The sequence below is a fragment of the Streptomyces sp. NPDC054883 genome (assembly GCF_053610645.1).
In genome coordinates this window covers 13,814-26,791 of the sequence record NZ_JBSGYT010000024.1, presented here as the reverse complement: position 1 = coordinate 26,791, position 12,978 = coordinate 13,814, and the positions used below count along the sequence as shown (strand labels likewise).

At 73.3% G+C, this 12,978-nt stretch carries 10 protein-coding genes; 4 read left to right on the top strand and 6 right to left on the bottom strand.

The window, feature by feature from the left end:
• Window positions 1-30 precede the first annotated feature (30 nt).
• Genes ACWGH1_RS19045 through ACWGH1_RS19035 form a run of 3 tightly spaced genes read left to right on the top strand, consistent with a single transcriptional unit; the run spans window position 31 to window position 3,877 of the window.
• Window positions 31-1,890 carry a phosphatidylglycerol lysyltransferase domain-containing protein gene (locus tag ACWGH1_RS19045; RefSeq protein ID WP_453352195.1) on the top strand — a complete coding sequence of 620 codons (1,860 nt, stop codon included), beginning with the start codon at window positions 31-33 and terminating at the stop codon, window positions 1,888-1,890.
• Window positions 1,887-2,615 (top strand): hypothetical protein, encoded by a 729-nt coding sequence (locus tag ACWGH1_RS19040; RefSeq protein WP_453352194.1) that lies wholly within the window; start codon window positions 1,887-1,889, stop codon window positions 2,613-2,615. Before ACWGH1_RS19045 ends, ACWGH1_RS19040 begins: the two co-directional genes overlap by 4 nt.
• Before the next feature lie 35 nt (window positions 2,616-2,650).
• Window positions 2,651-3,877, top strand: coding sequence for a sensor histidine kinase (locus ACWGH1_RS19035; protein WP_453352193.1), 1,227 nt, complete (start codon window positions 2,651-2,653; stop codon window positions 3,875-3,877).
• 30 nt (window positions 3,878-3,907) lie between these two features.
• Here ACWGH1_RS19035 and ACWGH1_RS19030 read toward each other — a convergent pair whose 3' ends face one another.
• Window positions 3,908-4,558, bottom strand: a complete 651-nt coding sequence (locus tag ACWGH1_RS19030) for a TetR/AcrR family transcriptional regulator C-terminal domain-containing protein (RefSeq protein WP_453352192.1) — start codon at window positions 4,556-4,558, stop codon at window positions 3,908-3,910.
• Window positions 4,559-4,625: 67 nt separating this feature from the next.
• Here ACWGH1_RS19030 and ACWGH1_RS19025 point away from each other — a divergent pair, with 67 nt between their 5' ends.
• Window positions 4,626-6,062: an FAD-dependent oxidoreductase gene (locus tag ACWGH1_RS19025; protein WP_453352191.1), complete on the top strand. Its 1,437-nt coding sequence runs from the start codon at window positions 4,626-4,628 to the stop codon at window positions 6,060-6,062.
• Here the strand turns inward: ACWGH1_RS19025 and ACWGH1_RS19020 are convergent.
• From ACWGH1_RS19020 to ACWGH1_RS19000, 5 genes are all read right to left on the bottom strand, one after another.
• A complete protein-coding gene (locus ACWGH1_RS19020; RefSeq protein WP_453352190.1) occupies window positions 6,059-6,892 on the bottom strand; it encodes an endo alpha-1,4 polygalactosaminidase in 834 nt (277 codons plus the stop codon). The two genes, ACWGH1_RS19025 and ACWGH1_RS19020, sit on opposite strands and share 4 nt — an antisense overlap.
• Window positions 6,889-7,539 (bottom strand): spherulation-specific family 4 protein, encoded by a 651-nt coding sequence (locus ACWGH1_RS19015; RefSeq protein ID WP_453408848.1) that lies wholly within the window; start codon window positions 7,537-7,539, stop codon window positions 6,889-6,891. Before ACWGH1_RS19015 ends, ACWGH1_RS19020 begins: the two co-directional genes overlap by 4 nt.
• Window positions 7,540-7,609: 70 nt before the next feature.
• Window positions 7,610-9,136 (bottom strand): hypothetical protein, encoded by a 1,527-nt coding sequence (locus ACWGH1_RS19010; RefSeq protein WP_453354940.1) that lies wholly within the window; start codon window positions 9,134-9,136, stop codon window positions 7,610-7,612.
• Window positions 9,133-10,698, bottom strand: a complete 1,566-nt coding sequence (gene pelF / locus ACWGH1_RS19005) for a GT4 family glycosyltransferase PelF (RefSeq protein ID WP_453354941.1) — start codon at window positions 10,696-10,698, stop codon at window positions 9,133-9,135. The genes ACWGH1_RS19010 and pelF overlap by 4 nt, the downstream gene beginning before the upstream one ends.
• A gap of 127 nt (window positions 10,699-10,825) precedes the next feature.
• Window positions 10,826-12,886, bottom strand: coding sequence for a hypothetical protein (locus ACWGH1_RS19000; protein WP_453354942.1), 2,061 nt, complete (start codon window positions 12,884-12,886; stop codon window positions 10,826-10,828).
• Window positions 12,887-12,978: the final 92 nt, after the last annotated feature.

Here is a 12,978-nt window from a genome sequence, read left to right as displayed (position 1 = left end):
GGACGGTGACGCCCCATAACATCGCATTCCATGGGAGAGGTCCGCTTGACCAGCGTAGAAACCACGACGGCAGCCAACGGCAGGAAAGAACCCGGCGGTGAGGGCGCCGACAAGGCGGCCGGCCGCAGGGGGACCGGACGATCGCGGCGCGGGGCCGCGTTCGCCGTCTGGTACCTGCGTGCCGTCACCTTCGTGAACTTCCTCAGCGCGGTGTGGCTTTCGCTCGGCCAGGACCTGCGCCGGCACAACACCGCCGACTTCTACACCCCGTACCTGCTCACGGCCGGGTTCGCGTCCGGGCTGTTCTCGCTGATCCTCGCGGTCACCATGCGCCGCCGCAAGCGGGCCGCCTGGATCCTGAACCTGGTGATCAGCGGGATGCTGCTGTTCGCCTTCGCCACCGCCGCCTTCGCCCCGTGCACGGGCGGGGAGTTCAACTTCTGCTACCCCGAGTTCCGCGACCACGCCCAGAACTGGGTGTCGCTGATCCTGACCGCCGCCTTCGTCGGCGCCCTGGTGCTCGGCCGGCACGAGTTCTACGCCAAGGGCGACCGGTCCAACCCCAAGCTCGCCACCGTCGTCGGCGCCGTCGGCCTGCTGGTGACCTCGCTCGTCGCCGCCCTGCTGGTCGGCGCCACCAACACCGACCCCGACCGGGCCCAGGCGACGTTCCTGGCCCGCTGGCGGTACGGCGTGATGCGGCTGGTCACGCTGGAGCCCAACGACCGGGCCTACGACGGTATCGCCACCCCCAGCTGGGTGGACGTCTCCATCAACGTCATGTCGATGATGCTGCTGCTCGCCGTGCTGTTCGCGGCGTTCCGCGCGCGCCGCGCCGTCGACCCGCTGACCCCCGAGGACGAGGAGCGGCTGCGGGCGCTGCTCGCCAAGCAGGGCGACCGCGACTCGCTGGGCTACTTCGCGCTGCGCCGGGAGAAGTCCGTCATCTGGTCCCCCACCGGCAAGGCCGCCGTCACCTACCGCGTCGTCGGCGGTGTCTCGCTGGCCTCCGGCGACCCGATCGGCGACCCGGAGGCCTGGCCCGGCGCCATCGAGCCCTGGCTGGCCGAGGCCCGCGAGCACGGCTGGATCCCGGCCGTGATGGGCGCCAGCGAGGAGGCCGGGCAGATCTACGCGCGGCACGGCCTGGACGCGCTGGAGCTCGGTGACGAGGCCATCGTCGAGACGGACGAGTTCACCCTGGAGGGCCGCGCCATGCGGACCGTCCGGCAGGCCTTCAACCGCGTCAAGCGCGCCGGGTACACCGTCCGCATCCGGCGTCACGCCGACGTGCCGGCGGACGAGATGGACAACCTCCTCAAGCGGGCCGACGACTGGCGCGACGGCGCGACCGAGCGCGGCTTCTCGATGGCGCTGGGCCGGCTGGGCGATCCGGACGACGGCCAGTGCGTGATGCTGGAGTGCTTCGACGGGCAGGGCGAGCTGCGCGCCGTGCTGTCCTTCGTGCCGTGGGGCCCCAAGGGCCTGTCGCTCGACCTGATGCGCCGGGACCGGGACTCCGAGAACGGTCTGATGGAATTCATGGTCATCGAACTGCTGGAGCGCTCAAAGGAGATCGGCGTCACACAGGTCTCACTGAACTTCGCGATGTTCCGTTCCGTCTTCGAACGGGGGTCCAAGCTCGGCGCGGGTCCGGTGCTGCGCATGTGGCGCTCGCTGCTGAGCTTCTTCTCCCGTTGGTGGCAGATCGAGTCCCTCTACCGGGCCAACGCCAAATACCGGCCGATCTGGGAACCGCGGTTCATGCTCTTCGAGAAGAGTTCCGACCTGCTGCGGATCGGTATCGCGGCGGGCCGGGCCGAGGGCTTCCTGGAGGCACCCGGCCTGCCGAAGTGGCTGCACCGCAGACATCTGGAGACGCGTCGTTGACAGCGTGGTCGAACCCCTCACCGCGGCGGTTCGCCCGCCGCGAGTGGGGGCCCCTGTTCCGGACGATCCGGGACGCGCTCGTCCGCGAGAAGTGGCGTGCGATCCCGATGACCATCGGCGCGGTCGCCCTGACCTCGCTGTTCCAGATCGTCCAGAACACCCACTGGGGTTTCCAGCCGGTGCAGGACCTCGGCTCCGTCAAGGCCGCCGACCCACTCTGGCTGGCGCTCCTGCGGACCCCGCTCTCGCTGTTCGTACCGGCACTCGACCTGCCGGTGTGGGGGGCGCTCGGCCAGATCCTGCTGGTCTTCGGCATCTCCGAGATCTGCATCGGCTGGTGGCGCACCCTGCTGATCGGCTACGTGGCCACGCTCGCCGGGACGACCTATGCCCGGATCGGGCTCTCTCTGGGCCCTGAGCACCCCTTCGGCCTGCCGGTGTCCGACCGCGTCGTCAACGACACCGGGCCGTCGGCGGCCGTGGTGGGGCTCGCCATCTTCGTGTGCTGGCGCTACCGGGCGTACCTCACCGGGGCCCTGGTGATCGCCGTCATGACCGGCGAGGTGCTGATCAAGGACAACCTGGCGGGCAAGGAGCACCTCGCCGCCATCGCCGCCGTCATGGCGGTGTGCGTGGTCCGCGCGAAGTGGGGGCCGCCGCGCTCCCGGATACCGCTGGGCCGCCGGCCGCCGTCCGCGCCTGCGCCGCCCGCGCGCAGCGACTGACCCGGACCGCGGGAGAGGCCGTACCGTAGCTTCCCGTGACGACAGACCCCACCCGGCAGGAGCCCTTCTGCGCGGTCCAGCAGTGGCTGCGGCTCCATCCGCTGGCCACCGACGCCGTACTCGCGCTCGGTGCGCTCGTCGCCATGGTGGTCGGCTCGTTCGCCACTCCCCACGGGCCGCACGGCCCGACCTTCGGCACCCGCGCCCCCGAGCCCTTCTCGCTGCTGCTGATGCTGCTGGGCGCCGCGGCCCTGGTGTTCCGGCGGCGCCGGCCGCGCGCGGTGCTCGCCGCGACCATCGCCCTGTCGCTGCTGGAGCTGGCGACCGGGGAACCCCGGACGCCCGTCGTGATGAGCGCGGTGATCGCGCTGTACACGCTGGCCGCCCGCACCGACCGGCCCACCACCTGGAAGGTCGGCCTGCTCACCATGGCGGGGCTGACGGGCGTGGCCATGCTGGCCGGGCCGCTGCCCTGGTACTCGCAGGAGAACATCGGCGTCTTCGCCTGGACCGGCATGGCGGCGGCCGCCGGGGACGCGGTGCGCAGCCGCCGGGCCTTCATCGACGCCATCCGGGAGCGGGCCGAACGCGCCGAACGCACCCGGGAGGAGGAGGCCCGGCGCCGGGTCGCCGAGGAGCGGCTGCGCATCGCACGGGACCTGCACGACGTGGTCGCGCACCACATCGCCCTGGTCAACGTGCAGGCGGGGGTGGCGGCGCACGTGATGGACAAGCGCCCCGACCAGGCCAAGGAGGCGCTGGCCCACGTCCGCGACGCCAGCCGGTCCGCGCTGAACGAACTGCGCGCCACCGTCGGGCTGCTGCGGCAGTCCGGTGATCCGGAGGCGCCGACGGAGCCCGCGCCGGGTCTGGGGGTACTGGCGGAGCTGACGGAGACCTTCCGCAACGCCGGGCTGCCGGTGAAGGTGATGGTCGAGCTGGGCCCGGAGGCGGATCCGCTCCCGGCGGCCGTGGACCTGGCCGCGTACCGGGTCATCCAGGAGGCGCTGACCAACGTGCGCAAGCACGCGGGTCCCGGGGCGACGGCCGAGGTCAGCGTGGTGCGGGTGGGGGCGTCGGTGGAGGTGACCGTGCTGGACGACGGGGGCACCTCGGCGGACTCCGCTCCCCGCCCGGCCGACCCGGGCGGCGGCCACGGCCTGCTGGGGATGCGCGAGCGGGCCGGGGCCCTGGGCGGCTCCTGCTTCGCCGGGCCGCGCTACGGCGGCGGCTACCGGGTCCACGCGGTCCTGCCCGCGTAACCCCCGCCGGCTGCGGGCGCGTACGGCTCGTCAGGGTGTGCGGTAGCGGGCTTCGACGCCCGCGATGACGAGCGACAGGCCTTCCTCGAATCCCTCGTCGTAGTCCTGGAAGAGGTCGGCGCCCGCCGCCGCGGCGAGGGGGAACGCCGACATGCGGGCCGCGCGTTCGGTGACGTCGTAGCCCTCCCGGCGTTCGCCCGGGACGGGCTCGACGCCCTGTTCCTCGGTGACGAAGCCGAGGGTGAAGCAGGAGGCGGTCGAGAAGGCGCGGACCGCTTGGGGCAGCGTGAAGCCGGCGTCGACCAGCGCGCGCAGGTTCGCCTCCAGCTCGGGAGCGTGTCCGGTGCCGGTGAAGCGCGAACCGCTGAAGACCTTGGCGCCGTCGCGGTAGCCGAGCAGCGCCGCGCGCAGCGCCCGGTTGACGGCCAGGAGCCGTTCCTGCCAGGTGGCCTCCGGGGCGAGCCGCACCCCCGCGACCGTCCGGCGGTACATCTCGGTGGCCATCTCGTCCAGCAGTTCCTGTTTGCCCTTGAAGTGCCAGTAGAGGGCGGGCGCCTGGACGTTCAGCTCCTTGGCGATGGCCCGCAGGGTGAGTCCGTCCAGGCCCACCTCGTTCAGCAGGCGCAGCGCCGTCTCCGCCACCTGCTTCTTGTCCAGTCTCGGCGGTCTCCGGGTCGTCACGCTTGACAGCTTAACACCGTTAAGGCAACTCTTGAAAAGCAACTTAACGACGTTAAGGAGAAGTGGCATGAGCAGCATAGGCACCGGCACGAGTGGTGGCACGCACACGGACGTCCTGATCGTCGGCGCGGGCCCCACCGGTCTCGCGCTCGCCGTCGACCTGGCCCGGCGCGGGGTCGACGCCCTCGTCGTGGAGCGGGCGCACGGCCTCTTCCCCGGCTCCCGCGGCAAGGGCATCCAGCCGCGCACCCGGGAGGTCTTCGACGACCTCGGCGTGGGCGACGCCATCGACGCGGCCGGCGGCCCCTACCCGGTCGGGATGATCTGGCGGGAGGGCCGGCGCCAAAGCGAGCTCCCGATGTTCGACCCGGGCACCCCGCGCGAGGACTCGCCCTACCACGAGCCGTGGATGGTGCCGCAGTGGCGCACCCAGGAGATCCTCTTCACCAGGCTCACCGAACTCGGCGGCACGGTGGCCTTCGGCCGGGAACTGGCCGGTTTCCACCAGGACGCCGAGGGAGTGGACGCCGTCTTCGCCTCCGGGGAGCCCGTCCGCGCCCGCTACGTCGTGGCCGCCGACGGCGGCCGGTCCACCGTGCGCCGCGCGCTCGGCATCGCGATGACCGGCGAGAGCGTCGACCCGAACCCGGTCCTCGTGGCCGACGTCCGCGTCACGGGACTCGACCGCGACAACTGGCACGTCTTCCCGGCCGCGGACGACACGGGGGTCCTCGCGCTCTGTCCGCTCGCCGGCACGGAGGACTTCCAGCTCACCGCCCGGTTCCCGGAGGGCACGGACATCGACCTCTCCCTCGGCGGCATCCGCGCGGTCGTGGCCGCCCGCTCCCACCTCGCCGCCGAGGACGTGACGGAAGTGCGCTGGGCCTCCGACTTCCGCCCCCGGGCGGCGCTCGCCGACCGGTTCCGCGAGGGCCGCGTCTTCCTCGCCGGGGACGCCGCACACGTCCACTCCCCGGCGGGCGGCCAGGGGCTCAACACCAGCGTCCAGGACGCGTACAACCTCGGGTGGAAGCTGGCTGCGGTGCTGGCCGGGCGGGCCCCCGACTCCCTGCTCGACACCTACGAGGAGGAACGGCTGCCCGCGGCCGCCGACATGCTCGGCCTGTCCACCCGGATCCACCGGGGGGAGGCCCGGCGCGGGGCGGCCACGCGGATGCTGGGCCTGGGCTACCGGGGCTCCTCCCTCTCCGTGGACACCCGCACCGGCCTGCCCGAGGCCGCCCTGCGGGCCGGCGACCGCGCACCGGACGGGGTGCGCGGCGGCGTGCGCCTCTTCGACGCGTTCCGCGGACCGCACTGGACGCTGCTGGCCGTCGGCGCGCAAGGGCGGGCGGACCTTCCGGAACTGCCCGGCGTCCGCACCGTGTGCGTCCCGTCCTACGCGCCCTACGGGGACGGGGTGTTCCTCGTCCGGCCCGACGGGTACGTGGGCTGGGCGGGTACGACCGCAGAGGGCGTCGCGGCGTACGCGGCCACCCGCTAAGGCTCGCCCCTGGGCGGGCACCAGCGGCGCCAGGCGTCCAGATCGGTCTTCTTCTGCAGCGAGCTGAGCTTCTCCCGCTGCGAGGTGGGGCACCACTCGCGCAGCCGGCCCTCGTACTCGACGTGGAAGACGGCCTTCCCGGCCGCGACGAACGGCCGGTACCGCTCGCACTCGTCGAACTCCGCGCACTGCTCGTTGACCGCGAACTCGAAGTCCCCGACCAGCTGCGGGATCTGGTCGAGGTCGTTCTTGAGCCCGACCGACAGCCCCCGGTCGTGCGCGAGCTTCGCGATCAGCCGGTTGTAGGCCAGTTGATCGGCGGCGGTGAGCGGGAAGCCGGACGAGTTGGCGTACCCGTCCATGTTGTCGGGCTCGATCGCGTCGAAGCCCTTCTCCTTGCACATGTCGAACCGCTTGGCCATCAGCGGTGCCAGCTCGGCCGAGCGCCGGATGTCCAGCCAGCGCTCGCCCTCCCAGCCGTTGCCCTCGCCCAGCAGCTCCTTCGGGAAGTCGGCGGCGTCGGGACGGAAGTCCTCCCAGGCGCCGGTGGAGAGGTAGCAGATGGTCTTGCGGCCCGCCTTCTTCAAGGCGGCCACCTGCTCCTTGGTGGTGTTGAAGCCGTCCACGTCGTACACCGCCGCCTTCACGGACGGGTCCAGCGTGCCGGTCAGCTGCCACTGCCAGCTCACCCGCGGCGCGGGCTGCCAGCGCTGGCCCGGCGCCGGGTCGGGTGACAGGTCGTCGGGTTCCGGCAGTTCGGGCGCCGACGTACAGGAGGCGAGGAGCAGGAGCGGGCCGACGAGCAGCCACGGCAGTACGCGGCGCCTCATGCGGTGGCCTCCAGGTCGTACGGGAGGGTCCCCCACGGGTGCGGGCCGGAGCCGGGGACCGCGCAGTGCACGGCGGCCCCCCGCTCCAGGGCGAGTTCGGCGGCCGGTGCGCCCGGCGGGACGGCGTACACGAGGTGGCAGAACCGCTGTGCGGGGTGGTCGGCGGTCCACGCCGGCGGGGCGCCCGCGTCGCGGTAGGCGTCCCAGGGGCCCTCGAAGGTGACGAGCAGGTCGGCGAGCGCGGCGTACCCGGGGTGCGGGTGGGCGCCGTGGTTGAGGACGAGGGTGCCGGCGCCCGCGGCCCGGGCGGCGACGGTGAGCCGCCCGTAGTGCGGGAGCAGTTCCGGCTCGGCCGACGCCTGGTCGAGGAAGGCCCCGTCGGTGGCGTACCAGTCGCGGTGGCGCAGTAGGTCCTGGACGACGGCCGCGTGCGGGCGCCGCCCGTAGTCGGTGTCGGCGTACCCCAGGACGGGGACCCCGGCGGCCCGCAACCGCCCGGCGACCGCGGCGAACCGTTCGTCGGGGGCCTCGCCCGGCCCGCTGTCGGGGTTGAGCACCACCGAATGCAGCCGCCCGGCCGAGGCGATCAGCAGCTCCCACGCCTCGGGCCGGTCGGCGGGGTGCTCGTAGAGGGGCACCAGCAACATGAGGTCCTTCTTCTTGTGCGTCGACTCGTACGGTGTCACGTGCCGCGGGGTCCTGCCCGCCCGGTCGCGCTCAGCGGTGCGCCGTGGCCCGGCCCAGCAGCAGGCAGACCAGCGTGGCCAGGGCGGCCGCGGCCGTGCCCGCCACCACCAGCTGGACCAGCCGCGGCTGTCCGAGCCCGGTCAGCACGGCCAGGCTCTGCACGAACGCCGCCGAGGCGCAGACCACCGCGGCGGGCCGGACCGCCCCGAAGGACTGGAGCAGCAGCCCGGTCCACATCACGGCGCCGAGCAGCAGCAGCGTCGCCGCCCGGGCCCCGGTCGGGCTGGGAGCGCCGGGCCACAGCAGGGTCCCGGTCACGCCCAGAACCAGCAGCACCGCCAGGTACCGGGCGAGGCAGCGGGCCAGGGTGGCCAGCATCCGGTGCCGGAACGCGCGGGGCGAGCGGGCCGCCCGCAGCCCGGCCAGGCTGCCGCTGCGGAACCGGTGCAGCAGCCATTCGGCGGGGCCCATGCTGAGGGTGAGGGCCACCGCCGAGGGCGCGGCGACCGCCTCGGCGGGGCCTCCGGCGAGCACCTCCCCCAGGGCGGCGTACAGCACGAGCAGCCCGGTGCCCAGGCCGAAGACGCCGTACGGCACGGAGTCCGCGAGCCGGGGCCCGCGCGACGCGTACTCCTCCTCGGTGCCGCGCAGCATCCGCCACCGCACGGGGCCGCCGTCCGGGCGGGCCCGCGTCCGGCCGCGGGCCCGGCGCACGAGGGCCCGTACCCCCGCGGCCAGCGGCAGTTCCCGTACCGCCAGGGCGCAGGCGGCCAGCAGGGACACCGCCAGCAGGGCGACCCGCACCGGCACGGGCAGGTCGGTGAACAGCGCGAGCACCGCCCCCGCGGCCATCGGGCCGAGCGCGGCGAGCAGCATCCGCTCGCGGCCGAGGACCAGCAGGACGGTGGCGGCGCCGACGTACAGCGCCTGCCCGGCGGCGAACACGTAGGAGAACGGCGGCCCGCCGGGCACTGCCAGGGCGGCGGCGGTGCCCAGCAGCGCCCCGGCGGGCGCCCCGGCGAGCAGGGTCCGCCCGGCGGCGGCCCGGTCGCCGAGGCCGAGCCAGGAGTAGGCCCGGTGGGACAGGGTCTGGTCCCACACCCAGCCGATCAGCGCGCCGGCCAGCAGGGTGAGCGTCCCGGCGGGCAGGCCGAGCCGGTCCGGCGGCCCTTCGAGCAGGGGCGCGCCCAGCAGGTAGGCGAGGCCGGGCAGGGCGAAGATCACCCCGCGCAGCAGGCAGGCGGTGAGGGAGACCTTCCAGGGGTCGGGGACGCTCTCGGGCTCCGGGAAGGAGCGGGGCACCCGGGCGTAGAGCTCCTCCGCGAGCGCGAAGGAGTCGTGGCGGCCGTAGGTGAGGCGGATGTACTCGTCGTTCATCCCGTCGGATTCGAGGATGGCGGCGATCTCGTCGGGATGGACGGCGGCGGCGGCGAGCGCGTCGAACCGCTCGGCGAGCTCGTCCATCGGGTCGGCGGCCGGCGGGGCCGTCCGCCGGGGACGGGGGACGGCGGGCAGGGTGTTGCCGCCGGGCACCTTGAGCCACAGGGAGCCGCTCACCGGCTCCCTCCCCCGAGCTCGCCCCCGGCTACCGCCGGGGGCACCGCCGTCCGGGGGGACCCCCACGCCGCGAGCTCCCGGTACCAGGGGTCGGCGAGCCGCTGGGTCCAGTCGTCGCCCGGGTGGACCGGCAGGACGGGCTGGCCGGCGAGTTCCCGGTAGATGTGGCGGAACCCGTCCACGGACTGGTGGAGGGTGAACTTCTCGACGACCCGCTTGCGGGACAGCCGGCCGAGTTCGGCGCGGCGTTCGTCGTCGCGGAGCAGGGCGAGGGTGGCGCGGGCCATGGTCTCGGGCTCGCGGGGCGGGACGACGAGCCCGGTGTCGCCGACGGCCTCGCGCACTCCGCCGACGTCGGTGGAGACGGTGGTGCGGCCGCAGGACATGGCCTCGATGATGCTGAACGGGAAACCCTCGCTGATCGAGGAGAGCATCACGATCGAGCCGGCCGCGTAGGCGCGGGCGACCTCCGCGATGCGGCCCTCGAAGGTGATCCCGTCGGACACCCCGAGCTCGGCGGCGAGTTTCTCCAGGCGGAGCTTGTAGTCCTCGCAGCCGGCCGGGACGGGGCCGAAGAGGCGCAGCCGCAGGGCGGGGACCTCCTGGCGCATGTACGCGTAGGCGCGGATGAGGGTTTCGAGGTCCTTGATGGGGTCGACGCGGCCGCACCAGCTGAGGGTGGGCACCTCGGGTTCGGGGCCGGCGTCGGGGAAGGCGTGCGGGTCGACGCCGTTGTAGACGGTACGGATCCGGTCGGAGGCGGCGCCCCCGCGCTCTTCCCAGCGGCGGTTGTACCGGTTGCACGGGGTGATCAGGTCGGCTTGCCGGTAGCCCTCGCTGTTGAGCTCGCGGTAGAAGCCGAGCATGAGCGCCTTCACCGGCCAGCGCTGTTCGGCGGTGCGGTAGCCGAGATAGCGCTCGCGCAGGTAGATGCCGTGCTCCGTGAGCAGGAAGGGGACCTGGTCGAGGTGTTTCGCGGCGAGGGCCGGCAGGGTGGCGAGGCCGCTGCTGACGGCGTGCGAGACGCTGTCGCGCGGGATGCGCACGCTGAGCGGGCGCAGTGCGTGTTCCAGCAGGTCGGTGGCGGTGAGCGCGTCGTGGATGGTGGGTGCGGCCGCGGCGGTGGGCATGCCCGGGCGGGTCCAGAGGTCCATCAGCAGCCGCAGGACGGACTCGGAGCGCAGGGCCGGGGCGAGGCGGCCGGAGCGGGCCAGCAGGGCCAGTTCGCGCAGGGCCGCGGAGAATCCGCCGCGGGCGGGATCGAGCAGCGACAGCAAGAACGTTTCGTAGGTGTCGGTGAAGCGGCGCCGGGCCTTGCCCCGCAGGGCCGACCGGAGCGAGCGGGGCGGCGGCGGGCCCCAGAGCGGCACGGCGGTGTGCCGGTAGACGTTGCGGGGCAGTTGCCAGGTGACCGGCTCGCGTCCGGAGCCGGTCAGGGCTATGACGTTGAAGTCGACCTCGGGCATCCCCCGGACCAGTTGGTCGCACCAGGTGCTGACGCCCCCGTGGACGTGCGGGTAGGTGCCTTCGGTGAGCATGGTGACATGGCGCCCATGGCTCATGCGGTGTGTCCCCCCAGGACGGAAAAGGGGCCGGCGCCCGTGGTTCGCGGAGCGCCGGCGCAAGGTGGTGCTGCGTACGCGTGCGGATGGAGCGGGGCCGGCCCGGCGGAGGGCCGGCGGGCGGGGGTCAGGCCAGCTTGAGCGTGACCGCCGACTGGAGCAGCTCGGGAGCCGTCCAGGCGGAGCGGCTGCCCGCGTACGCGGTGCCGAAGTCCGCGGTGCCGAGCAGCAGCTGCTTTTTGGTTCCGACGGGCGCCGTGACGGGCGCGACCACGCCCGAGGGCGCCTTGACGGTGACGTCCTTGCCGATGCGGTAGGCGGTGACCTTGTTGGCGGCGAGCGCCGCGTCCCAGGCGGCACGGCGGCTGAGTTCGACGCCGGTGTCCTTCATGCTCTGGTTGACGATCGGGGCGCTGGGCGCGTAGAGCGTGCGGTAGGTGTCGAGGACCTGATCGAGGACCGGGTAGAGGGTGCGGTCCTCGGCGAGGTTGGACTGGTGGACGTAGTGCGGGCGCGGGTCGTTGGCCAGCACGTGCCGCAGCGCGGTGCGGGCCTCGGTCGGGACGACGTAGCCCAGGTAGCCGGTGGCGGCGTCGAGCGGGGCCGGCAGGCAGGTGGAGGTCGCCGGGTTGTCCTCGCAGGCGCCGCTGCCGCCCTGGGCGCGGCTGGTGTAGATCCAGTTGTACTCGTCGGCCATCTCCGCGTTGGTGCCGGTGTTGTAGTACACGTTCATCGGGTAGCGGGGGACGGTCAGGGCGGCGCCGACGGCGCGCTGCCCGGGCTCGCGGGAGCTGTCGCTGCCGGCCCACTTGACCCCGTTGTCGGCGAGGGCGCCCGCCAGGTTCGGGTTGTCGGCGGGCTGCTGCGGGAGGGTCTTGAGGCCGGAGTGCTCGCCGGTGACCAGCTCGGAGCGGTCGGTGGTGATGCCCTTGGAGGCGGCCCAGTTGTTGTTGTCGCGGATCTGGGCGGAGATGTCGGCGCGGCTCATCCAGTTGATGGCGCCCGTGGCGTTCTTGGTGCAGGTCCAGGGGACGGTGGTGACGTCCTGGACGCAGCCGAGGAAGAGGTGGGTGTAGGTGTGGTTCATCCACCGGTACTGGGCCCGGTCCGCGACCAGCTGGGCGGTCAGCGCGTCGGTGCCGCCGTTCGCCGAGTTCGCGGCCTTCCACTCCTCCCCGGCGCCCGCGTTGAAGAGCAGGTCGAGCTTGAAGCCCTTCGACTTCTGCCACTGCGCCGCGTACTGGGCGTCGGCGGCGGTCATCCGGATGGTGCTCTCCTTCCCCTCGCCGCCGGCGCAGGCGTAGTCGCCGGGCGTGCAGTTGAGGGCCTGGTCCCAGCGGGCGTCCGGGGCGAAGACGTCGTCGACGTGGACCGCGAAGTAGTTGCGCTCCTGGCCGAGGTGGACCCCCTGGGTCAGCCAGTCGACGATGCCCCGGGCGAGCAGCCGGAACTGCTGCTGGTACTGGTTGTAGCCGAAGGTGACGACGAGCTCGCTGCGTCCGTCGTGGGCGTACTCGCCGACCAGGGAGGCCCGTCCGGAGCCGACGGGGGCGTCGAGGTAGCTGGTGTAGCCGGTGCGCGGCTTGGCGATGAACCCGTAGCTCTCGGGGATGAGCGGCGAGTTGTCCTCGAAGGTGACCTGGCCCCCGAGGTAGCCGAAGGGACCCGCCTTGCCCGCGGCGGTGACGGCGGCCTGGGTACCGTCGAGGGTGCCGCTGTAGCCGCCGTTGTCGGTGTATTCCAGGCCGACTTCGGGATGCGCCCAGGTGTAGGCGTCCACCTGGCGGATGCCGTACGCGCTCTCGTAGGCGCTGAGCGCGGCCGATTCGGCGGAGCCCGCGCCGAAGGGGTTCTCGTTGGGCAGGACGACACCCTGGAACTTGGCCCGCGGCCGGCCGTCGACGGTGTCGCTCAGGAACGCCGCGTCGATCACCGGGCGGCTGCCGCTGCCCAGGTCGACGCGGGTGAAGGGGACCCCGGTGTCCCGGAGTTCGGCGGTGATCGCCGCGACCGAGCTGCCGCCGTCGTCGACGACCAGCACCCTGAGGTCGACGCGCGGTACGACGGTGGCCGCCTGGGCGGTCGCCGCGGGCACTGCCACGGACATCAGGGCGGTCGCGGCCATCGCCGCGGCGGCCCTGTTCATCCGGTTCTTGTTCTTGCTGACCATTCCGGCCTTGCTGACCATTTCGGCCTTCCCCCCGCAGGCTCCCTCGGCACCGGCCATGGCGGACGGCCGACCGGGAGGCTCTGTGGAAATCATGCAAAGGGACCCCACGC